Source organism: Streptomyces phaeolivaceus, assembly GCF_009184865.1.
Classification (GTDB): Bacteria; Actinomycetota; Actinomycetes; order Streptomycetales; family Streptomycetaceae; genus Streptomyces; species Streptomyces phaeolivaceus.
Genome location: NZ_CP045096.1, coordinates 2,754,532 through 2,776,137 on the forward strand (window position 1 = coordinate 2,754,532; position 21,606 = coordinate 2,776,137).

The 21,606-nt window shown below is 70.9% G+C and carries 22 protein-coding genes; 12 read left to right on the forward strand and 10 right to left on the reverse strand.

Annotated features, from left to right (window positions below):
• Positions 1-23: 23 nt before the first annotated feature.
• Genes tgmC through F9278_RS12880 form a run of 3 tightly spaced genes read right to left on the reverse strand, consistent with a single transcriptional unit; the run spans position 24 to position 1,615 of the window.
• On the reverse strand, positions 24-1,094 hold the full coding sequence (tgmC, locus tag F9278_RS12870; protein ID WP_319023105.1) for an ATP-grasp peptide maturase system methyltransferase: 1,071 nt from the start codon (positions 1,092-1,094) through the stop codon (positions 24-26).
• 60 nt (positions 1,095-1,154) lie between these two features.
• Positions 1,155-1,415 carry a hypothetical protein gene (locus tag F9278_RS12875; protein WP_152168448.1) on the reverse strand — a complete coding sequence of 87 codons (261 nt, stop codon included), beginning with the start codon at positions 1,413-1,415 and terminating at the stop codon, positions 1,155-1,157.
• Positions 1,412-1,615 carry a hypothetical protein gene (locus tag F9278_RS12880; protein ID WP_152168449.1) on the reverse strand — a complete coding sequence of 68 codons (204 nt, stop codon included), beginning with the start codon at positions 1,613-1,615 and terminating at the stop codon, positions 1,412-1,414. Before F9278_RS12880 ends, F9278_RS12875 begins: the two co-directional genes overlap by 4 nt.
• A gap of 529 nt (positions 1,616-2,144) precedes the next feature.
• Between F9278_RS12880 and F9278_RS12890 the strand changes: the two genes are divergently transcribed.
• The 5 genes from F9278_RS12890 to F9278_RS12910 all read left to right on the forward strand — a co-directional run bounded on the left by F9278_RS12890 (position 2,145) and on the right by F9278_RS12910 (position 5,971).
• Positions 2,145-3,482, forward strand: coding sequence for a transcriptional regulator (locus F9278_RS12890; RefSeq protein ID WP_152168451.1), 1,338 nt, complete (start codon positions 2,145-2,147; stop codon positions 3,480-3,482).
• Between the two features lie 55 nt (positions 3,483-3,537).
• Positions 3,538-4,071, forward strand: a complete 534-nt coding sequence (locus tag F9278_RS12895) for an NUDIX domain-containing protein (protein WP_152168452.1) — start codon at positions 3,538-3,540, stop codon at positions 4,069-4,071.
• A gap of 125 nt (positions 4,072-4,196) precedes the next feature.
• Positions 4,197-4,379: a hypothetical protein gene (locus F9278_RS12900; protein ID WP_152168453.1), complete on the forward strand. Its 183-nt coding sequence runs from the start codon at positions 4,197-4,199 to the stop codon at positions 4,377-4,379.
• Positions 4,376-4,954 (forward strand): GNAT family N-acetyltransferase, encoded by a 579-nt coding sequence (locus F9278_RS12905; RefSeq protein ID WP_152168454.1) that lies wholly within the window; start codon positions 4,376-4,378, stop codon positions 4,952-4,954. The genes F9278_RS12900 and F9278_RS12905 overlap by 4 nt, the downstream gene beginning before the upstream one ends.
• Positions 4,955-5,107: 153 nt before the next feature.
• Positions 5,108-5,971, forward strand: a complete 864-nt coding sequence (locus tag F9278_RS12910; protein WP_152168455.1) for an intradiol ring-cleavage dioxygenase — start codon at positions 5,108-5,110, stop codon at positions 5,969-5,971.
• A gap of 37 nt (positions 5,972-6,008) precedes the next feature.
• Here the strand turns inward: F9278_RS12910 and F9278_RS12915 are convergent, their stop codons facing one another.
• The 3 genes from F9278_RS12915 to arfA form a co-directional block, all read right to left on the reverse strand.
• Positions 6,009-6,998 (reverse strand): sulfite exporter TauE/SafE family protein, encoded by a 990-nt coding sequence (locus F9278_RS12915; RefSeq protein WP_152168456.1) that lies wholly within the window; start codon positions 6,996-6,998, stop codon positions 6,009-6,011.
• 139 nt (positions 6,999-7,137) lie between these two features.
• Positions 7,138-7,596: an RrF2 family transcriptional regulator gene (locus F9278_RS12920; protein WP_152168457.1), complete on the reverse strand. Its 459-nt coding sequence runs from the start codon at positions 7,594-7,596 to the stop codon at positions 7,138-7,140.
• 73 nt (positions 7,597-7,669) lie between these two features.
• Positions 7,670-9,184, reverse strand: a complete 1,515-nt coding sequence (gene arfA / locus F9278_RS12925; RefSeq protein ID WP_152168458.1) for an arabinosylfuranosidase ArfA — start codon at positions 9,182-9,184, stop codon at positions 7,670-7,672.
• Between the two features lie 298 nt (positions 9,185-9,482).
• On the opposite strand from arfA, the gene F9278_RS12930 reads away from it, so the two are divergent.
• From F9278_RS12930 to F9278_RS12950, 4 genes are read left to right on the forward strand one after another with little or no spacing between them, the layout of a single operon-like run.
• Complete coding sequence (locus F9278_RS12930; RefSeq protein WP_152168459.1) at positions 9,483-10,121, forward strand: transcriptional regulator; 639 nt, start codon at positions 9,483-9,485, stop codon at positions 10,119-10,121.
• Positions 10,121-10,819 carry a toxin-antitoxin system, toxin component gene (locus F9278_RS12935; RefSeq protein ID WP_226966724.1) on the forward strand — a complete coding sequence of 233 codons (699 nt, stop codon included), beginning with the start codon at positions 10,121-10,123 and terminating at the stop codon, positions 10,817-10,819. Before F9278_RS12930 ends, F9278_RS12935 begins: the two co-directional genes overlap by 1 nt.
• Positions 10,816-12,171, forward strand: coding sequence for an MAB_1171c family putative transporter (locus F9278_RS12940; RefSeq protein WP_226966725.1), 1,356 nt, complete (start codon positions 10,816-10,818; stop codon positions 12,169-12,171). Before F9278_RS12935 ends, F9278_RS12940 begins: the two co-directional genes overlap by 4 nt.
• Entirely contained in the window at positions 12,164-13,594 is a 1,431-nt protein-coding gene (locus F9278_RS12950) for an NAD(P)/FAD-dependent oxidoreductase (RefSeq protein WP_152168460.1), read from the forward strand. Before F9278_RS12940 ends, F9278_RS12950 begins: the two co-directional genes overlap by 8 nt.
• 17 nt (positions 13,595-13,611) lie before the next feature.
• Here F9278_RS12950 and F9278_RS12955 read toward each other — a convergent pair whose 3' ends face one another.
• Complete coding sequence (locus tag F9278_RS12955) at positions 13,612-14,544, reverse strand: SMP-30/gluconolactonase/LRE family protein (protein WP_226966726.1); 933 nt, start codon at positions 14,542-14,544, stop codon at positions 13,612-13,614.
• Positions 14,541-15,314 carry an IclR family transcriptional regulator gene (locus F9278_RS12960; RefSeq protein ID WP_152168461.1) on the reverse strand — a complete coding sequence of 258 codons (774 nt, stop codon included), beginning with the start codon at positions 15,312-15,314 and terminating at the stop codon, positions 14,541-14,543. The genes F9278_RS12955 and F9278_RS12960 overlap by 4 nt, the downstream gene beginning before the upstream one ends.
• 474 nt (positions 15,315-15,788) lie before the next feature.
• Between F9278_RS12960 and F9278_RS12965 the strand changes: the two genes are divergently transcribed.
• Positions 15,789-17,105: an IS4 family transposase gene (locus F9278_RS12965; protein WP_193241414.1), complete on the forward strand. Its 1,317-nt coding sequence runs from the start codon at positions 15,789-15,791 to the stop codon at positions 17,103-17,105.
• 154 nt (positions 17,106-17,259) lie between these two features.
• Here the strand turns inward: F9278_RS12965 and F9278_RS12970 are convergent, their stop codons facing one another.
• Both F9278_RS12970 and F9278_RS12975 read right to left on the reverse strand, forming a co-directional pair.
• Positions 17,260-18,501: a helix-turn-helix domain-containing protein gene (locus F9278_RS12970; RefSeq protein ID WP_152168462.1), complete on the reverse strand. Its 1,242-nt coding sequence runs from the start codon at positions 18,499-18,501 to the stop codon at positions 17,260-17,262.
• A gap of 3 nt (positions 18,502-18,504) precedes the next feature.
• A complete protein-coding gene (locus tag F9278_RS12975) occupies positions 18,505-18,705 on the reverse strand; it encodes a hypothetical protein (protein WP_152168463.1) in 201 nt (66 codons plus the stop codon).
• Positions 18,706-19,134: 429 nt separating this feature from the next.
• On the opposite strand from F9278_RS12975, the gene F9278_RS12980 reads away from it, so the two are divergent.
• Positions 19,135-20,112 carry a DUF3068 domain-containing protein gene (locus F9278_RS12980; RefSeq protein WP_152168464.1) on the forward strand — a complete coding sequence of 326 codons (978 nt, stop codon included), beginning with the start codon at positions 19,135-19,137 and terminating at the stop codon, positions 20,110-20,112.
• A 266-nt stretch (positions 20,113-20,378) separates the two neighbouring features.
• A complete protein-coding gene (locus F9278_RS12985; RefSeq protein ID WP_152168465.1) occupies positions 20,379-21,530 on the forward strand; it encodes a glycosyltransferase family 4 protein in 1,152 nt (383 codons plus the stop codon).
• Positions 21,531-21,606 lie beyond the last annotated feature (76 nt).

Consider the following 21,606-nt stretch of genomic DNA (forward strand, 5'->3'; position numbering starts at 1 on the left):
CGCCCTCCCGGTGCTCGTTGCCGTCAGACCCTAGACCAGGTCACGGTCTGCCCGGCAGCGGTGACGGTCACCTCGAAGCGGTCGGGCCCGGGGGCACCGTCGGCACGCCAACGCGTCACGGCCTCCTCGATGTCGTCCCACAGACCCACCGGGCCACCCTGGCGTACGGTCCAGCCGTCGCCGTCCCGGACGAGAGCGACCCAAGCTCCTGCGTCGACATCGACCAGCAGGTGTTCGGTTCGGCCGTCCCGGTCGATGCTGAGGCGCTGCGCGCGGGGTGCCGCGAGTTGAGCGACGAAGCGCGTGTTCCAGTCGTCGAGGCAGTCCGCGCCAAGCGGAGTCGCGCGTTCGTCGTCCCTGTCGTCCAGATCCGGCAGCAGGCCCAGCGGGGGCGGGAGCTGGGGGCGGGCGATCATGAAGGAGATGTGGCCGTCGAGGAGTGGGCCTCGGGCGCTGCCGTCCTCGCCCACGGTGAGGCGAGCGAGTTCGGAGGAGTGGAGCCAACCGCCCAGGGTGGCGAGGATGATCCCTCCGGGCCGGGTCTGCTCCACCCACGCATAGGGCAGTTCCGTAACACCGCACGTGGCGATCACCCGGTCGTACGGGGCACCGTCCGGGTGACCGGCCAGCCCGTCGCCGACGACCAGGAGCGGCACGTACCCGGTGTGCCCGAGTGCGACACGAGCGTGGGTGGAGACCTCCGGGTCGACCTCCACGGACGTCACGGAGTCGCCCCCGATCCGGTGACTGAGGAGGCCGGTGGAGTAGCCGGTTCCCGTGCCGATCTCCAGCACGCTGTGCCCGTCTTCGACCTGTAGGTCTTCGAGCATCCGAACGACAAGGCCGGGCAAGGTGCCGGATGAGGTGGGCTCGCGCAGGATCTCACCGCGGATGTCGCGAGGTGCGATCGTTCCGGCGATCTGGGTGACGAGGGATTCATCGGCGTAGCAGCGGCCCAGCCATCGGGGGTCATCAGGGAGGACGGGCTGCCAGGCGGTCCGACCGGGGCCCTCGGCACGTTCGAAGAAGCCGCCGCGCAGGAACTCGTGCCGGGGCACGGCTTCGACGGCGGCTCGCCAAGGGGCAGTGCTCAACTGGCCACTCCAAAGCGGCAATTGGGCCATCGGGCAGGGTTGTGGGACAGGACCGGGGAGCTACGCGCGCCCGACGATGTGCGCCATACCGGGTGAAGTCTGAACCGACTGCCGACAGTCGGGCGCGGTCGGCGGTACGGGCTCGCCGTCGAGGGCGCGGCACAGCGCGGCGTGCAGGTGCTCGGCCTCGGCGAGGGTGAGCGTCAGTTCGGTGTCCGTGGCGTGGCCGTCGGCGAGGGACAGGCGTAGGGGTATGGCGAGTTGGTTGTCGTCGGTGCGGCGTACGGGGCGGCCTGGTGGGCGTTTGATGGTCCAGGTCACGGCGTCGTCGTCTTTCCGATGCGGGCGAGGCGGTAGGTGCCCCAGAACTGGCGTCCGTCATCGCAGCCGTCCTGGGCCCTGGGGTTGCCCTTGCAGCCGGCGGTGCACTTGCGGGTGTGCTCGAACCAGAGGCGGTAGGCGCGGAGCATGGGGAGTTCGGCGCGGGGAGGGGGCGGCTGACGGTTCCGTACATCCGTCATCGGTACACCTCTTCTGCCAACCGTGCTGCGGCGCGGGCGCGTTGGCGTACTTCGGGCGGGAGGAGGTAGGAGCCGACAAGAGTGCTGGTGATTTCCTCGGCGGTGATGGTGGGAAGGTGGCTGGGAGGCCAGGAACGCGGAGTTCGGCGGCGTCGGGCACTGGCGAGGATCGCGGCCCAGACTTCGGGTGAGGGATTGGAGCGAGGAAGGTCCGTGCACGTCGCACCGGACATGCGGGACGTCGCCTCGCAGGTCGTGCCTTGGTCGGCGGAGGGCGCCCCGAAGAGGGCCATCCTTACCCACGCGAGTGCGCGTGATACAAGATGCACTGTCGGTCTCCTTGTCAGATCGGCCGCGCCCCGGGGCCGTGTCAGCGGTCGCCGGGGTTCTTCTCGCGGCTGCGAGAAATGCTGTCCGTGACAGCCGTCTTGGCGGCAGTGCGTACGGCGAACCAGTGGCGTTGAGGCGTTCACACACTGTGTGAATCACTCGTGGCTACGCTCGGATCACTAAGAGATTCGGGGGCCATATGGAGCCGAACACGCTGCTCGACGCCTTGCTCGACGAGGCGGGGATGTCACGCCTGGGACTGGCCGCACGCGTGAACCAATCATGCGCGGGACGCGGCAAGTCAACGAGCTACAACCACAGTTCCGTGATTCGCTGGTTGAAGGGACAGAGACCGCGAGGCGCGGTCCCCGACGTGATCTGCGAGATCTTGACCGAGCGCCTCGGCCGTCAACTCAGTCTTGAGGACATCGGCATGGGAAACACCAATGCCCCGCCACCCGAATCCACTCCCCTCGCAGGGTTCATCGAGCGCAGTACAGCTCTGTGGCGCGGCGATGTGAATCAGCGCCCGGAGGTCCGAACAACGTCGGTCATCACCGGTTTGCCCGCTGTAGGGCCTGTCTGGGAATGGGAGAATCCGCCTGAGGACAGAGACGTCTCCCGCAGCGGCACACAGCGTGTCGGCATGGCCGACGTCGACCTACTGCGGAACGCTCGCGGTCACTACGAGCAGATGTACCGCAAGGCAGGTGGGGTCGCGACGCGTGGACGGGTCCTGTCGTTCCTGAACACCGAGACGGTGCCGATGCTTCGCGGCACCTACACGGACACCGTCGGACGTGAGTTGCATCGTGCCGTGGGCGGTTTGGTCGCTATCGCAGGGATCTGTTCCTACGACTCCGACGTCCAGGGCCTCGCCCAACGGTACTTCCACCAAGCGCTCCGGTTGGCGAAGGCATCGGGAGACCAGGCGTTCGGAGGCTACGTCATCGCTCTCCTCGTCAATCAGGCCCTCTACATGCGGGAGTACCGGCAGGCCGTTTCCTTTGCCCAGGCAGGGCTCCGTACAGCGGGACACGCAATGTCGGCCGCACTCGCCTGCGACCTCCATGCGATGCAGGCGAAGGCCTACGCGCGTATGGGCGACCAAGCGTCCGCGCACCGGGCGATCAGAGCGGCCGAGACGGCGGCGAGGAGAATCCGCCTTGAGGAAGAGCCGGCCGAGACCGGCTACGTGCAGCCCGGTCTCCTTGAGGCGAACCTCGCCGACACCTTGATGCGGCTGGGGGACATGGCCCCCGCCACCACATACGCCGCTGAGGCAGTCGCAGTGCAGGCGCACGAACGAGGTCGTGTGCACCGACTCGCCACTCTCACTGACTGTCACATCAGGGCCGGGCGGGCCGATCAGGCGGCGATCACCGCACACAGCGTGCTGGAAACCATGGAGGGCATGGAGTCTCACCGACTCAATGACCGCCTGATCAAGATGCGCCGCAACATGTCGGGCGTCGGCAGCCGGACTACGGCAGAGATTGTCGAGCGGATCGACGACAGGCTGCGCATTCCCCTGTAGTCGACGGCGTGTGCTGGGATGGTCTCAGACCTCATACGCGACGAGAGGGTCGAATGTGTCTGTGTGGCGGAGTCTGGGCGAGCGCACCGTCTACGAGAACCGCTGGGTGACGGTCGCCATGGCCGACGTGGAGTTGCCCGACGGCCGGCACCTGGACCACACCGTCATCCGGCTGCGCCCCGTGGCGGTGGCCGCCGTCGTCAACGAGGCGAACGAGGTGCTGCTGCTGTGGCGGCATCGGTTCATCACGGATGCCTGGGGGTGGGAGCTTCCCTCCGGCGGTACGGGTGAGAGCGAGGATCCGGCGGTGGCCGCCGCGCGGGAGTTCGAGGAGGAGACCGGGTGGCGGCCTGGGCCGATGCGGCTGTTGATGGCCGTCGACCCCATGCCCGGGATCTCGACGAGCCACCACCGCGTGTACTGGTCGGAGGGCGCCGAGTACGTCGGTGAGCCCCGCGACGGGTTCGAGTCGGCAAGGCGTGAGTGGGTGCCGTTGGCGAGCGTGCCGGAGCTGGTGGCCCGAGGTGAGATCCGCTCGGCCAACGCCGTCGCGGCGTTGTTGCTGCTGCGCCATCTGCGGTTGGGCTGACCTGGGTCGGCGCGAAGAAGGCTACTTCGATCCGACTCCGAACTCCCTCGCCACGCGCGCGAGTTGGACGCGACGGTTGCGAGGGCGGGCCCAGTAGAGTCCGGAACATGCATCCGGTCCATCGTGTGAGCAAGCGTTTGGAAGTATGCGAACTGCGGTCGGCGGACGATGACGCCGTGTTCGCTATCTACGGCAGTGAGCAGGCGACCGAGCATCTGTCCTTCGAACCGCGTACGCGCGACGAGGTACGGCAGATCGTCGACCGTTCCATCGCGTCGGCCAGCGCCACGGAACGCGAGGAAACGTGACCACCCCGAGCCCCCGTAACGACATGGTGATCCGGTCCTACGGCCCCGGTCAGGTCCCACCGCTCATGGACGTCGTCGCCGACATCTGGGCCGACGCGCACCCGGAGTTGGTCGACGTGCCGGGCGCCGAGGCCCTTGGGCTGTCCGTCGCCGCGCTGCGCCGCCAGGTCTCCGGACACCTCAAGCATCCGGGCTTCACCCTGGTCGTCGCGTACGCCGCCGGTTCGGCGGTCGGGTTCGGGTACGCCTTCCCGTGCGACGCGGCGTACTGGTTCGGCGCCGACCTGGTCGACCATGTGCCCGAGGGGGCCCGGACCGAGCGGCTGACGGGTCTGTGCGAACTCGCCGTACGCCCGCCCTGGCAGTCCCAGGGCATCGGCTCCCGCCTCCACGCCGAACTCCTCAAGGCCATCGCCCCGGCCTGGTCGTCCCTCCTCGCCCTGCCCTCCAACCGACGCGGACAGGACCTTTACGCCCGACTCGGCTACGCGTACGCGGGCCCGTACCGCAACACGCCCGACGGCCCCGAGTTCGATCTGCTGCTCCTGCGTGTGGGGGCGGGGACGGACCGATGACCGTCCCCGCCCCGATGGTGACCGACGGACAGGACGGGTTGGGCGTTTGTGTCCCAACTGGCCCTGAAACAGCAGCCGTTGAGGGTTACATCCCCAGCGCATTCACAGCCGCACATTAAGGATTCCTTCAGGTGCGCTTCTAGCTTCGTCGGCATGACGGAGAACACGAGCAACGACAACCAGCAGGACGTACAGCGGGATTCGGTGCAGGAGGCGGGCGGGAAACATCGGCGGGACAAGAGTGTTCGGCGGCGGGTGCTCATCGGTGGGGCGTCGGTCGCGGCGGCGGGCGGGCTGGCCGCCGCCGGGCTCGCGGCGGCGGCCAACACGACCACCGAGAGTGCTACCACGGAGAGCGACGCCACCGAGAGCAGCGGCTCCGGGTCCGCCTCCACCAGCAGTGTCTGTGTGTTGAACGCCGAGGTAACCGAGGGGCCGTACTCGCTCGACGGGGCCCTCGTCCGGGAGGACATCCGGGAGGCGACCGAGGGGTTCGAGGTGCGGTACACCTTCACCGTGGTCGACGTGGCCAACGACTGCGCGCCGCTCGCCAACGCCCTGCTGGAGATCTGGCACTGCGACCACCTCGGCGAGTACTCCGGGTTCGTCGGCGGGAACGGGCACACCTACGAGGACAACGGGACCTTCCTGCGCGGTGGGCAGATGACCGACGAGAACGGGCAGTGCGACATCACGTCCATCTGGCCGGGGCACTACATCTCCCGCGCCGCGCACGTCCATATGCGAGTGCACACGGATGTGACCCTCACCGACGACTCGTACACCGGCGGCGAGGTCATCCACACCGGGCAGCTCTTCTTCGACGAGGACATCAACGCGGAGATCCAGGCGACCTCGCCGTACTCGGACAACACCACGCCGGAGACGGCCCTGTCCGACGACAGCATCTACGACGACGGGGGCGCGTCCAGCGGTCTGCTGACGCTCACCGCGCTGGGCGGCAGCGTCTCCGACGGGTACAAGGCGACGATCACCGTGGGTGTCGACAGCGCGTGAGTCGGGTGGCGGTGCCGTGGCCGGCCGACCGTGCGCGTCAGAGGGTGCCGGACGGGGTTGGTTCGGCGGCCTCGCGAGCGTCCTGGCCGGTCGCGCGGTTCCCCGCGCCCCCTTGGGGCGCGGGGGGCGCCGGCTCCCCCACCGCCGCCGCCCGCTCGTTCTCCTTCTCCTTCACGTGCTCCCGGATCGAGTACGTCAGCGCCGCCGCCCACAGTGCGTACACGGCGATGTAGACGACCGCGCTCACCGTGCCCGACGCCGCGATCCAGTCGCTCTTGAGGAGTGTGCGGACGTTCGTCGCGATGATGACTCCGCCGACCGCCGAGCCGAGGACCCTCGGGGGGACCAGGCGGACCAGCCAGGCGGCGACCGGGGCCGCGATCAGGCCGCCCAGCAGGAAGGCCGCGACCCAGGTCCAGTCGAGGCCCTGGGAGCCGAGGGAGAAGAGGAAGCCGAGGCTCGCGGAGACGGCGACGAGGAACTCGCTGGTGTCGATGGAGCCGATGACCTTGCGGGGTTCCATCCGGCCGCTGGCCAGGAGCGCGGGCGTGCCCACCGGGCCCCAGCCGCCGCCACCGGTCGCGTCGAGGAAGCCGGCGACCAGGCCCAGCGGGGACAGGAACCGCTTCCGCAGCGGCTGGCCGAGGCGTTCCCTGGGCAGGCCGCGCAGGGTGAAGCGGGAGAGGACGTAGAGGCCCAGGCCGAGGAGGATCAGCGACATCAGCGGGCCGGCGATCTCGGTCGAGAGCGCGGAGAGGACCGTCGCGCCGAGGAACGCGCCCACCGCGCCCGGTACGCCGATCCTGGCGACGACCTTCCAGTCGACGTTCCCGAACCGCCAGTGCGAGGCACCCGACATCAGGGTCGTGCCGATCTCGGCGAGGTGCACCGTGGCCGAGGCGGTGGCCGGGTTGGTGCCCATGGCGAGCAGCAGGGTCGTCGAGGTCACCCCGTACGCCATGCCCAGGCTGCCGTCCACGAGCTGGGCGCCCAGGCCCGCCAGCGCGAGCAGTACCAGCGTCCGCATCTCTTCTTTCCTGCCTTTCCCACCGGGTAGATAGGGATGGAGCGAACGGCAACCGTAGGAGACCAAGCTGAGGAAAGGCTTAGGGCGAGGTGACGATCCTGTGGAGCAGCCCGTACGACCGTGGCCCTATGGGTTGGCCCTACGGGTTCTCCCACGCCGTCGGCTCCGCCGCCAGGTCCTTCACCGGATCGGGGAGCGCGCCCGCCGCGATGTCGGCCACCGTGACGCCCTCCAGGATGCGGCGGACGTTGGCGCGCAGGGCGATCCACAGGGGCAGGAGCGGTTCGGCGGATCCTGTGTACGTCAGGCCGGTCGGGCGTTCGCCCCGTACGGAGACGATGGGGCCGTCGACGGCGCGGATCACATCCGCGACCGTGATCGTGTCGGCCTCCCGGGCGAGCTGGTAGCCGCCGCTGCCGCCCCGCCGGCTGGTGACCAGGCCGCCGCGTCGCAGGTCCCCGAGGATGCCCTCCAGGAACTTGTGCGGAATCTCCTGCACGGTCGCGATGACTTCCGCCTTCACCGGGCCGCCGTCCTGCCGTACGGCCACTTCCAGTACCGCGCGTACGGCGTAGTCCGCCCGTGCCGAGATTCTCATGGCCACCATTGTCGGCCACACGGACGGGCGAGCGCTCCCGTCCGCATGGCCGACGGCGGTACCGGCCGGGTTCTCAGCCGAGCCGGATCACGTTCCACGACAGGGGTTCGAGGACCGCGTTCAGTACGCCGCCCTCCAGCGACGCCCCCTCCCCCGCGCGCGGCGCGACCCGCTCGGGCTCGGTCAGGGTGTTCCGGGCGTCCGGGTCCGCGTCGGCCAGCACGCTGTGCTCGACCACCCGAGTCGACTCCAGCCCGTTCAACCGGACTTCCAGCGGCAGCGCCTCCGTACGGTCCCGGTTGACCGCGAAGACGGTCACCGAGCCGTCCGCCGCCCGCACCGCCGTCGCGTGCAGCAGGTCGGCGGTGCCGTACTTGCTCGTCTCGTACGTCGGTGAGTCCACCCGTACGTCGAGGACCTCGCCCCGCCCGTACTTGGCGGCCTGGGCGAACGGGAAGAACGTCGTCTGGCGCCAGGCGGGGCCGCCCGGCTCGGTCATGATCGGGGCGATCACGTTGACCAGCTGGGCGAGGCAGGCGACGGTGACGCGGTCGGCGTGCCGGAGCAGGGCGATCAGGAGCGAGCCGAAGACGACCGCGTCGGTGACGCTGTAGTTGTCCTCCAGCAGGCGGGGGGCCTCCGCCCAGTCCCGCTCACCGGAGTTCTCGATCTCGTGCCACTTCGAGATGTACCAGACGTTCCACTCGTCGAAGGAGAGGTTGATCCTCTTCTTGGACTTGAGCCTCGCGCCCACGTGGTCGGCGGTGGCGACCACGTTCTCGATGAAGGACTCCATGTCGACGGCGGAGGCCAGGAAGGAGTCGATGTCGCCGTTCTCGGGCTGGTAGTAGGCGTGCAGGGAGATGTAGTCGACGAGTTCGTACGTCTCGGCCAGGACCGTCGCCTCCCACTCGGCGAAGGTCGGCATGGACTGGCTGGAGGAGCCGCAGGCGACCAGTTCCACGGACGGGTCCATCTGGCGCATGGCGCGGGCCGTCTCGGCGGCGACCCGGCCGTACTCCTCGGCCGTCTTGTGGCCGGTCTGCCAGGGGCCGTCCATCTCGTTGCCCAGACACCACAGGCTGATGCCGAAGGGGTCCTTGTCGCCGTGGGAGATCCGCCGCTCCGACAGGGCCGTGCCGGCGGGGTGGTTGGCGTACTCCTGGAGTTCGAGGGCCTCGGCGACGCCCCGGGTGCCGAGGTTGAGGGCCATCATCGGCTCGGCCCGCGGGCCGACCTTCTTCAGGAAGGCGATGTACTCGGAGAGGCCGAAGCGGTTGGTCTCGGTGGACCGCCAGGCGAGGTCGAGGCGGCGGGGGCGGTCCTCGGCGGGGCCGACGGAGTCCTCCCACTTGTAGCCGGAGACGAAGTTGCCGCCGGGGTAGCGGATCGCGGTGACGCCCAACTCCCGGACCAGGTCCAGGACATCGGTGCGCAGGCCCGCCTCGTCGGCCGTGGGGTGCTCCGGTTCGTAGATCCCGGTGTAGACGCAGCGGCCGAGGTGTTCGACGAAGGAGCCGAACAGTCGAGGGTTGACCTCGCCGATCCTGAAGGCGGGGTCGAGGGTGAAGCGGGCGGTGCGGGTCATCGGGGTCCTTCTTGTTCGACATTCCGGATCACGCTCGTTGGGTCGAACGGGACGCTATGGTCGATGTGGGGGCCAGTCAATGGGGTCTCATGGCTGGGTGGGGCGTGCGCCGGTGCGTCTGCCCGGGGGCGGTCGTCGGGCGGGTGCGGGTGCGTCGTGGTTGCTCGCGCAGTTCCCCGCGCCCCTTTGAAGGGCGCTCGGCCGAGTCTCTTCCCGGTAGCGCAACCATCGTCGGTTGGAATTCAACGGTCGTTGGAATCTCGTGGTGTCGGCAGGCGGGGGCACGTAGGGTCGGCGCGTGTCTGCGCTTCCCGATGCCCTCCCCGCCCCTCACCCCAACCCCCTTGCCGAGACTCTGGCGCGGCTGGACGCCCGTATCGCGGAGGCCGGTGCCGACCGGGGGCGGCTTCTCGACGTACGGGCGCTGGCGGAACGTACCGCTCTCGGTGAGGGCGAGGTGCGGGGGCTGCTCGACGGAGGCGCGCCGGTGGCCGACCGGGTCGACGACCGGGTGCGGGGGCGGGTGCGGGCGCTGCACGAGGCGTATGTCGCGCGGAGCGGGAAGCGGGCCGGGGAGGTCGGCCGGGAGGTCGCGGAGCGGCTGTCGATCAGTCCCGAATGGGCCCGGCGGCTGCTGCTCGGCAGGAAGATGCCGAACGTGCCCGATCTGACCGAACTCGCCGCGTTCTTCGGGATCGAGGAGGGCGTCCGGTTCTTCACCGATCCGGCCGCGGCCGTCCTCAACCGAGAACTCGGGCGCGCACTGGCGGAGTTGGAGGGCGACGCGGACGACGACGGGCCGCTGGTCGAGTTCGCCACCCGGCACGGCGTGGTCACGCTCGCGCTGCGCGGCCAACGGCTCACGCGTCGCAAGCAGGAGGCGCTCGCTGTCATGCTCGAAGGGCTGCTCGGCGTCGACGACGAGGAGGCCCGGTGATGAGCCGTGGCGAGCGCGCGGAGGCCGGGCGGGGGACGGGGGTTCCCGGGTTGCGCGGGGCCGTCGGCCGGATACGGGCCGCGCTGCTGCCCTCCCGGTCCACCGCCGAGATGCGGAAGTTGACGGCCGGGCTCAGCAAGGCGGTCCGGGGACGGCTCGAAGCGCCCGTGGACGTACGGGAGTTGGGCGCGGCGCTGTGTGCGGAGATGAGCGCGCGGCGGGGCGGGCGGCCGGTAAAGCTGCGGTTCGAGCGGTTTCCGGACGGGATCGGCGTGACCGGGCTGTGGATGGAGTTCCCCGACTTCGATCTGGTGATCGTCGAGGAGCGGGCGGAGACCGTGCAGCAACTGGTCATCCTGGGACATGAGTTGTGGCACATGCACGCCGGGCACTGTCATTACCCTCTGCCGGGGGCGGACGCCGGCGCGCTCGCGCTGTCCGGTGAACCGGGCGGCTCGTCGCCGTCGGCCTCGTTCCCTTCGCTCTCCCCGGAGTTGTCCGCCGCGCTCGGGCAGGGCGGCACCCCCATCGCGGCCCGCAACGGCTCGCACGAGTCGGACGAGCAGGAGGCCGAGGACTTCGGGCACCGGCTCGCGACCGCCTTCCGGTCCTGGGTGGACCCCGGGTCGGCCGCCTCCGTCGACCCCGTGGGGCAGGCCATCCAGGCGTCCCTGGGTTATCGCAAGCACCGCGGATGAGGGGGACGGCCCTGCCCGCGACACCGACCGGGGCGCTCGGCGCCACGAGTCCCGCCGACTTCTTCGGCGATCTGTACATCTCGTTCTGGATCCCCACGGCCGTACTGACCGCCGCCCTGGTGATCAAGCTGCCCAGCATCGTGAAGCTGTGGCGGGACTCGCTGCTGCGGGCGGTCGGCGGGCTGCTGCTGCTCGCCGCCTGCGTCTTCGTGTCCGCGGTGCCGTCGGTCATCGCCTGGACCAACCGGGTCGTCGGCGTGCCGAACGTGGCCGCGCCCTGGGTGTACTCCCTCATCACCGCGTTCTGCGCGTGCTGCCTGCTCCTGCTCGTCGCCTGGCGCAACGGCCCCGCCGAACGGTCCCCGGCGACCCGCCGGCTGATGCGATGGGTCGTCGGCGTGTACGCGGGGGTCATCGTCGGCCTGTGGGTGCTGTTCGCGCTGGCGGACGTCCCCCGGGAGCGGCTGCGCGACCTCGACACGTACTACGCCACCACGCCCTTCATGCGCGAGGAGATCCTGCTCTACCTCGTCGCGCACACGGTGGCCTGTCTGATCACCCACCGGCTGATACGGAACTGGGTGCGCGCGGACGGCCTCGACCGGTGGCTGCGCGGCGGGCTGAAGGCGTTGAGCCTGGGCTGTGTGCTCAATCTGGGCTTCGACGCCGCGAAGTTCACGGCGGTGGTGGCCCGTTGGACGGGGCACGATCTGGACTGGCTGAGCACACATGTGGCGCCGCCGGTCGTCGCCCTCGCGGCCATCTGCATCGCGGTGGGGTTCATCCTGCCGCACGGCGGCCAGTACCTTCAGGACCGCTGGCGGGTGCGGGCCGGACACCGGCGGCTGCGGCCCCTGTATCTGCTGACCCGGACCGTCGACGACTCCCGGGTCCCCTTCGCCCTGCGCGCCACCCCCGAGCTGCGGCTCACCCGCCGGGAGACGTTCATCCGGGACGCCCTGCTCCGGCTGACCCGGCACCTAAACGAGGACGTACGGCGGCGCGCGTACGGCGCGGCGCTGGACCTCGGGCACGAGCCGGGGCGGGCCGGGGCGCTGGCCGCCGCCGTCACGATCCAGGACGCGGTGGCCGCGCGGAAGCGGGTCCGGGGCGAGCCGGTGCGTCGAGCCGCCACCGCCCCGGACCTCACCGAACTGCTCCAGGACATCGAGGCCGTGTCGCTGGCGCTTCGCCGACCCGCCGAGATCGAGGCGGTACGCACGCTCGCCGCCACCTCCGCCACCACGTCTTCCGCCGCCGCCTCCGCCTCCACCACGCCCACCTCTCCCTCCCCATCCACCTCCCACTCCCACTCCCCCACAGCAGAGAGCGGTGTGCCCGCGCATGAGTGAACGCCCCTCCCCCGTCGGCCTGCCCGTCGGGGCGGTACGGTCCGCCGTCGTGCTCGGCGGTTCACTCGCCGGGATGCTCGCGGCCCGCGCGCTGGCCGGGTTCGTGGACGAGGTCACGGTCGTCGAGCGGGACGCCTTGACCGAGGGGGCCGGGCCGCGCCGGGGGCTGCCGCAGGCGCGCCACGCCCACATGCTGTGGTCCGGCGGGGTCCGGGCGGTGGAGGAGCTGGTGCCGGGGACCACCGAGCGCCTGCTGGCGGCGGGGGCGCACCGGCAGGCGGTCACCACGGACATGGTGGTGCTGTCGCCGCGCGGGTGGTATCGGCGCTGGCCCGTCTCCCACCACAATCTGCTGGCCGGACGGGATCTGCTGGACGCGACCGTCCGTACGGCGGTACTGGCCGACGCACGGGTACGGCTGCTGGACAGCACCGAGGTGCTCGGGCTCACCGGCGACGGGGATGCCGTGACGGGGGTGCGGGTCCGCGGCGGCGACGGTGCCGAGCGGGTCCTCGACGCCGGGTTCGTCGTGGACGCCACCGGGCGGGCCTCACGGGCGGCTCGATGGCTGACGGGGTTCGGGCTGCCCGAGCCGGAGAAGCGGGAGGTCGACTCCGGGCTCGCGTACGCCAGTCGGGTCTTCCGCGCGCCCGAGGGGGCCCGGCGGGGGTTCCCGGTGGTCGCCGTGCAGGCCGACGCGCGGCGGCCGGGGCCCGGACGGTCCGGCTTCCTGCTGCCCATCGAGGACGGGCGGTGGATCGTCATGCTGTGCGGGACACGGGGTGGTGAACCCACGCCGGACGACGACGACTTCGTACGGTTCGCGCGGGAGGAGCTGCGGCATCCGATCATCGGTGAACTGATCGCCGGGGCCGAGCCGTTGGGGGACGTGGCGTTCACGCGGTCCACGGCGAACCGGCGTTGGTTCCACGAGCGGGCGGCCCGGTGGCCGGAGAACTTCGCCGTCGTGGGGGACGCGGTCGCCGTGTACAACCCGGTGTACGGGCACGGGATGACCGTTGCCGCCCAAAGTGCCCTCGCGCTACGGGAGGTGATCGGGCGTCAGGGATGGGGGTCGGCCGGGCTGGCGCGGCGGATCCAGAAGGCGGTGGCGCGACCCGTCGGGGTGGCGTGGGACCTCGCGATCGGGCAGGACGTGTTCTACGAGGGGGCGACGGAGTCGGGGCCGACCCTGCGGGACCGGATGGTGACGGCGTACGTGGACCGGTTGGTGCACACCGCCACCGGCAACGGTCGCGTCGCCCGCCGGCTCACCGATGTGACCTCCCTGGAGCGCGGCCCCGAGGTGCTCCTCACCCCCGCCGTCCTCCTCGCGGCAGCCGCCGGCCCCCTCAAGCCCCCGCTGAACGACCCGCCGCTGACGACGGAGGAACGCGAGGCGGCGGGGCTGAGGTGGGCGTGACGTGGGCGTGAAGGGGGTCAGCCCGCGAACACCGGCTGGGGCAGGCCCTTCCCCGCGCCCGGGACCACCAGGAGGGAGCCGGACAGCGGATGGGGCGTCTCCGTGCCCGTACGGGCGGTCGTGATGTAGAGGTCGGTGAGGTCGGGGCCGGCGAAGGCGCAGGCCGTGGGGCGGGGGGTGGCTAGGGGGATGGTGCGGTCGAGGGTGCCGGCGGGGGTGTAGCGGCGGACCGCGGCGCCTTCCCAGAGGGCGACCCAGACACAGCCCTCGGCGTCGACGGTGAGGCCGTCGGGGAAGCCCGCGCCGTCCTCGACGGTGACGAAGGGGCGGCGGTTGGCGGGGAGGCGGACGCCGTCCCCGGTGTCCGTGTAGTCGAAGACGTCGATACGGCGGGTCGGGGAGTCGATGTAGTACATCAGCCGGCCGTCCGGGCTCCAGCCCGTGCCGTTGCTCACGGCGACGTCGTCGAGGACGGTCGAGGCCAGGCCGTCGGCGGTGAAGCGGGCCAGGGTGCCGCCGCCCGGCGCCTCGTCGTAGCGCATGGTGCCGGCGAAGAGGGAGCCGTCGGGGGCGACGGCGGCGTCGTTGGCGCGGCGGCCGGGGACCGGCTCGTGGTGCAGCCAGCGGAAGGAGCCGTCGGGGTCGGTGAGGCCGACGCCGTCCCGCAGGTTCAGCACGAGGCCGCCGCCGGCGCGGGGCTTGACCGCGCCGACGTGCTGCTCGGTGACGAGGACCGTGCGGCGGCCGGAGGCCGGGTCGTAGGTGTGGACCCGGGAGCCGAGGATGTCGATCCAGATCAGGCGCTGTGCGGCGGCGTCCCAGGTGGGGCCCTCGCCGAGGGCCGCGTACTCCCGTACGGCGACCTCGTACCCGGCGTGACCCGCCTGACCCGCCTGACCCGCCTGACCCGCGTGACTCGTGTGACCCGTGCGGGCCGTGTGCGCGCTCATGCCATGGACCGGTGGCCGAGGCGCTCCGACAGCTCCGCGGCGCCCTTGGCGGCGAGCTGCTCCAGCTCGATCCGGCGCTCGTCGCTCCAGCGGATCATGGGCACGGAGATGGAGAGCGCGGCGACGACCTTGCCGGTGCGGTCGCGGACCGGGGCGGCCACACAGGACACGTCCGGGTTGGACTCGCGGTTCTCCACGGCGAGACCCCGCTCACGGATCCGGGCCAGGGTCTCGCGCAGGGCGCCCGGGTCGGTGATGCTGTTGGGGGTCATGGCGACCAGGTCTGCGTCGTTCGGGATACGGGCGCTCAGCTCGGACTCGGGAAGGGAGGCGAGGAGCATCTTGCCCACGGAGGTGCAGTGCGCCGGGAGGCGGCGGCCCGCGGCGGAGACCATGCGCACGGCGTGTGTGGAGTCGACCTTGGCGATGTAGATGACGTCCGTGTACTCCAGGATCGCCACATGCACCGTCTCGTCGCAGGTCTCGGCGACGGATCTGGCCACCTGCTGGCCCTCGGCGGCGAGGTCCAGCTGCTCGGCGTAGCGGCTGCCCAGCTGGTACGGGCGGACTCCCAGGCGGTAGCGGCCGGGCTGGCCCTGCACCTGGACGATGTACCCCCGGGCGGCGAGCGTGGTGACCAGCTCGTGCACGGTGGTGCGGGGCAGCTGGAGTCTGCGCACGATGTCGGGGGCGGAGAGCGTGCCGTCCCCGTCCAGGAAGAGCTCCAATATGTCGAGCGCCCGGGTCACGGCAGGTACTAGGCGTCCCATGGTCGGCCCCCTCCCTCTGTCTGTCTGCGTTCTGTCCACGGCGAGCGTGCGAACCGAACTACGGCGGATGTTCGAAATTTCAACTGTCGATCGGCATAACGAACACAGGCTAGTCATAGTGCCCATGACCGGGCAATGGCCGGGAACACCCTGGGTTTTCCTGGTCGGGAACGCCGCGTCCTCCCCTTCGGGGACCTCGGGAGCGGCGAGGGCTTCGTCCAGGGGGCGGGGTGCGTTTGCGGCTGCGGGCCCGGTGGGGCTTCTCGCGCAGTTCCCCGCGCCCCTAAAAGACAAGGCCGTGAAGTTAGGGCTTTGGGAGCGTTGGCAAGTGCGCTCTGGTTCTATGGCTTCTTGGAACGTGGGAAGCGGAGCCCCGGTAGAACTGGCAGTCGACCAAGACAGCCGTTCACAGGACCGGAGGCTCCGCTGTCCGATCAGTGTGTCATCACGCGGGAAATCACGGTAGCCAAGGGCGTGTTCGCCCCGGGGCATCTGGGGGAACTCACCCGGATCATCCCGTTCGAGATGGTCGATGCGGTCCTTGCCGAGACCGGTGCTGTCCAGCAACGGCTGCGGAAGATTCCCGCCCGGGTGGTGGTCTACCTGCTGCTGGCCGCGGCCCTGTTCGAGGACTGCGGCTACCTGGCCGTCTGGCGCAGGCTCACCGCCGCGCTGGAGACGATACCGGTCGTGAAGATCACCGGCGCGGGGCTCTGGGACGCCCGCAGGCGTCTGGGCGTGCGGCCCATGCGGGCCCTGTTCGATCTGCTGCGCGGGCCGGCCACGGTGATCCGCACCCGCGGCGCCCGCTTCAAGGGCCTGCTGGCCGTTGCGATCGACGGCACCTACCTCGACGTTCCCGACAGCCCGCCGCACCGGGCCCGTCTGGGCAAGGGGTCCAACCGGTTCGGAACTGCCGGCTACCCGCAGATCTGCCTGACCGCGCTGGTGGCCTGTGGCACCCGGGCGATCCTGGATGCCGCCTTCGGACCGCGCTCCCAGGGAGAGACCGGACACGGCAGGCGGCTCATGCGCTCCCTGCACGCCGGAATGATCGTCCTGCTGGACCGGGGCTTTTCGGGCAACGCGTTCCTGACAGCCGTCGCCGCCACCGAAGCCTCCTTCCTCGCACGCATCACTGCCACCCGCAAACCTCCCGTCCTGGCCCGCTTCGGCGACGGCTCCCACCTCTCCCGCTTCGGCGCCCTCGAGGTCCGCATCATCGAATGCGAGATCACCGTCACCACCAGCCAGGGCCGCCGCACCGGGCTCTACCGGCTGGCCACCAACCTCCTGGACCACCACCGCTACCCGGCATCCGACCTGGTCAGTCTGTATCACGAGCGGTGGGAAGTGGAGTCCGCCTACTTCGCGATCAAGAAAACGATGCTGGGCCGGCGGGTCCTGCGCTCCACCACTCCGCCCGGCATCGCCCAGGAGGTCTACGCCCTGCTGAGCGCCTACCAGGCCCTGCGGATCGCTATCGCCGACGCCACCGGGGCCACACCCGGAACAGACCCGGACCGGGCCAGCTTCAGCGTTGCCCTGCGATGCGCCCGCGACCAGATCGTCCAGGCCGCGGGCATCATCGCCGGCACCACGATCGACCTCGTCGGGACGATCGGCCGAACCGTCCTGGAACACCTCATGCCCGCCCGCCGCCTCCGCATCAGCCCCCGCGCAGTGAAACGACCCCTGTCCCGATACGCCTACAAAAGCCTCAATATCGACCGACGCACCTACACAGCCACCCTCAGCATCAACATCTTGACGCCGACGATCAGCCCATAACTTCACGGCCTTGCCCTAAAAGACCAGGCCCGCAGGGGCCTGAAAAGCACGGGGCGCAGCCCCAGCTTTTTCAGGGGCGCGGGGAACTGCGCGACCAGCCCCCACCGGGCCCGCAGCCGCAAACGCACCGCACCCCCCGAGCCGCCAGGCGCCCTCACCTCCTCCCGCGCGGATCCCCCAGCTCCCCCCGCAACCGCTGCGCCCGAAGCACCAGCTCCAGCTCGAAGCGGCGGTCGGGATCGTCGATCTCGTCGCCCCAGAGCTCCCGGATCTGCCGAAGCCGATAACGGACGGTTTGCGGATGCACACCCAGACGCGTGGCGATCTCCGGCGCACCCCCACGCGTCTCCAGCCACGCGAGCAGCGTCTCGGCAAGGCGCCGCCCGTGCGTGGGACCGCAGTGCGCGAGGGGCGCGAGACACCGCAGGGCGAGGTCGTCGATCAGTTCCTCGGGCTGGAGGAGAACGAGGGCCTCGGTGTGCTCGGTGCAGTGCAGAACCTCACCCCCGGGCAACAGCCGCCGCTCCATCAGCCGTACCGCCGCCTCCGCCCAGCGCAGCGACTTCGCCGCGTCGGCCAGCGGCACCGGCGGGCCGATCGCCCCGGACCAGCCGGTCAGGGCGCGGTGCAGGAGTTCAGGGCGGCCGGCCGCGTCCGGTTCGGGGACGACCATGCGGGGCTGCTCGTACTCCATGTCGAGCAGCACGCCCTGGCCGACGGCGGGAGCCATGGCCTCGCGGGCGGGGCGTAGGAGGACCCCGACCGCGACCTTCTCCGGGAGGGTCCAGCCGATCCGGGCGGCGCGTTCGGTGAGCGCGTCGGCCGGGTCGCCCCTGTGGTGCTCGGCCAACAGCAGTTCCATCAACCTGCGTTGCAGTCGCAGACGTTCACCCGCCTGCCGGGCCGCCGCCTCCGCGTAGCCGCGCACCGACTGGTCCACCAGGCCGTCCAGGTACTCGTATCCGGCGTCGACGAGTTCGTACATCGCGGGCGGCGGGATCTCCACGCGCTGGCCGATCTCCGCGAAACGGCGCCAGGCGAGGCGTACGCCGAGGCGGTAGATCGCCTGGAGGGAGTCGAGGCTGCGGCCGTTGAGGCCCTCGCCGCGGCCGAACTCCTGGAAGACACCGGGAGGGACGCGCGGGCGGCCCTCGGCGATCTCCAGATGCTGGACGAAGACCTCGATCGCGCGGCGGATGCCGATGAGGGCCATCGGCTCGCCGGAGTCGTCGAGGACGACGGGCAGATGCGGGTACTCACGGCGGATCTCGCGCAGGATCTCCTCGGCGAGGGCGGGCGCCTCGGCCATGGCGATCGCGGCGAACTCGCGCACCTGGAGCCGCGGTACGTCGTGCCAGGCGGAGCGGACGGTGACGGTTCCCGGGCCTCCGGTCACCCCTCAGCGCTCCTGACCGGCGTTCTCGTACGTGATGAGCGGGGTGTTCGGCTGTTCCGGGGTCGCGTCGAGCAGCGCGACGATGCCGAGCGCGGCCCCGACGGCGAGCGCGGCGGCGGCCACCATGGTCAGCGCGGCGGCGAGGACGCGTCGGGAGAGCGTGGTGGTCCGCCCGGCGGGCGGGACCGCCGGCGCCGGACGCACGCCCTCGGCACCCTCGGGGTGCTCGGCGGAAGCCCCCGGACCGGGGGCAGCCGGGCGTTCGCCCGGTGTGGCGAGAGCGCGGTCCCGGCGTCGCCAGGCAGACGGGACTTTCGCAACTCGCCCTGGCAGTCTGGACATGGCAGGGTCAGCCTCTCGGTCGACAGGTCGTCCCCACCCAGGGCACCCCGCACCTCGACGGGACCGACCGGCGGTCCCCTCGGCCGACGCCCCGTCCCGGCCGTCGGCTCCGGCCCAGTGTCAGCAATGCATTGACACTGCGTCAAGACTCCGCCTACGGTTCCCGGCCCATACGTAGCCCCACGCTCAGCCCCCTGCGCAGCACCGTCCGCACGCGCACGTTCCCCTGGGCGTCGCCTCCGCCGCGCGCCCGACCGAGCCGCACCTCCCAACGCCCCCTGGAGTGCCCGGATGCGCCGTACAGCCTCACCGTTCGCCTTCGTCCTGCTGGGTCTCGGCACGTTTCTGCTGGTCCTGGCGCCGCTGCTCGCCTGGTACGTGCAGCCGCGGGCCGCCGTGAATCCGATCGACATCGACACGACCGCCGTCTACACCGGCACCGGCAGCGTCTTCGACGTGGAGCAGGTGAAAACCGTGCCGGACCAGGAGATCACCGTGACCCAGCGGGTACGCGGCGATGTGGCCGAAAGTGAGCGCAGCGGGGCCGCGGTGTGGGACGTGATCACCTCGGTCGACACCAAGAAGTCGCTGCCGGCGGCCGACCCGCACGACGCGCTGGACTTCACCCCGCACCGCTGGGTCAGCGACCGGAAGACCAACCGGCCGGTGCACTGCTGCGACGAGACGCCGTACATCGAGGGCGAGGCGTACCTGAAGTTCCCCTTCGATGTGCAGGAGCGCTCCTACCGCTGGTGGGACAACACGCTGGGCGCGACGGTGACCCTCCACTACGAGGGCCGGAAGAAGATCCGGGGCTATGAGGGGCTGCGCTTCACGGCGAAGGTTCCGGCCACGAAGACCGGCACCCGGCTCGTCCCCGGCGCCCTCGTCGACGAGCCGGCCCGGCCGCAGGTGCTGGCCGAGGAGTGGTACGCCAACCACGGTCTCGAACTGGTCGTCGACCAGAGCACGGGCCGTGTGCTGTACGCGCGGACCGGGCCGCGCCGCACCCTCAGGGCACCCGGCGGCGACGAGGACGCGGCGGTGCTGCTCGACAGCCGGAAGCTCTCGTTCACCTCGGCGACGCAGAAGTTCGCGGTGGACCAGGCGGAGAAGGACAGCGGACTGCTGCGGCTGGTGGGGCGGACGGTGCCGATCGGTGGAGCCGTGGTCGGTTTCGTCCTCGCCGTGACGGGTGCCGTTTTGGTCGTACGCGGCAGGCGCCGCCCCGATACGCCCGAGTCCTCCCAGGAGCCGATCACGATATGACAGGGCGTCAGTTCAATAAACCCCGGAAATTGTCACGCCGGTGAGTAGCAGCTTCGAACCGCTGGGCGAAAACTGTCCACCCCACCTGAGCACGACCCACCCACACAGCCCACCCACACACCGTCCACCACCGCCCCATAGGAACGGCCCCAGAGGAACGAGAGTCCCGCAAGACCCACCCGGACCCCCCGCCCACCGGAACATCCCCCACAGCGAACGTCCTTCTCCCCGCTGAGTTCCGCACCCCGAGACGAGTTGGAGCACCCATGCCCCAGCACGTGCCGTTCTCGCTGGTCGAGGTGTTTCCACGCCTTGACCAGCACCGGTCGGCAGACCCCCCGCAGCCGCGCCGGATCGTCTTTCTCGCCCGCCGTGACCTCGGTAATCCGGCGGCGGGGGGCTCCGAGCTCCTCGTCGACCGGCTCGCCGACGGCCTGACCCGGCTCGGCCATCAGGTCACCCTGCTCTGCGGTGGCCCGGCGGCCAACCGCGACTACCGGGTCGTGTCGGCCGGCGGCGACCTGAGCCACCATCTGCGCGCCAAGTCGGCCTTCGCCCGTCAGGTCGGCGACTGCGACCTCCTCGTCGAGGTGTGCAACGGCATGCCCTATCTCGCCCCGCTCTGGCACCAGGGTCCGACGATGTGCCTGGTCAACCATGTGCACACGGATCTGTGGCAGCTGCGGTTCGGCGGTGCGCTGGCGCCGGCCGCGCGCCTCGGCCGAAGACTCGAACACTGGTCGCTGACGGCCGCGCAGCGGCGCAACCTCATGGTCGCGGTCTCCTCGTCCACGGCCGGCGCGCTCCGGGCGATCGGTGTGGACCGGGAACGGATACGGGTCGTGCACAACGGGGTCGAGGAACCCGGGCCGCGCGCCGAGCGGTCGCCCGAGCCGCTGTTCGTGGCGGTGGGCCGGCTCGTCGAGTACAAGCGGATCGATCTGCTGCTGCGACTGTGGGAGCGGGTGCGTCCGGTCACCGGCGGACGGCTCGTGATCATCGGCGACGGTCCCGAGCGGGCGCGGCTGGAGGCGATGGCCGGGGCGGGCGTCGAGTTCGCCGGGCATGTGACCGAGGAGGAGAAGCACCGGCTGCTGTGCGCGGCCTGGCTGCTGCTGCATCCGTCGGCCGTGGAGGGGTGGGGGCTGGTCGTCACGGAGGCGGCCGTGCGGGAGACACCGTCGGTGGCCTTCGATGTGCCGGGGCTGCGGGATTCCGTCGTCGACGGGGAGACGGGTGTGCTGGCCCGGGGGGAGTCGTCCTTCGCGGCGGCGTGGTGTGCGCTCGCGTTGTCGACCGATCGGCGGGTGCTGATGGGGAAGGCGGCGCGGGAGCGGGCCGCGCACTATCGGTGGGATCGGACTGTGCGGCAGTTCGGGGCGGTGGCTGCGGAGGCTGTGCGGGGTTGGTCTCCTTGAGCGCCAAATGGGGTGCCTCGAACGATCGTTGGCGGCTGCGGGTCGTTCGTGGCTTGTCGCGCGGTTCCCCGCGCCC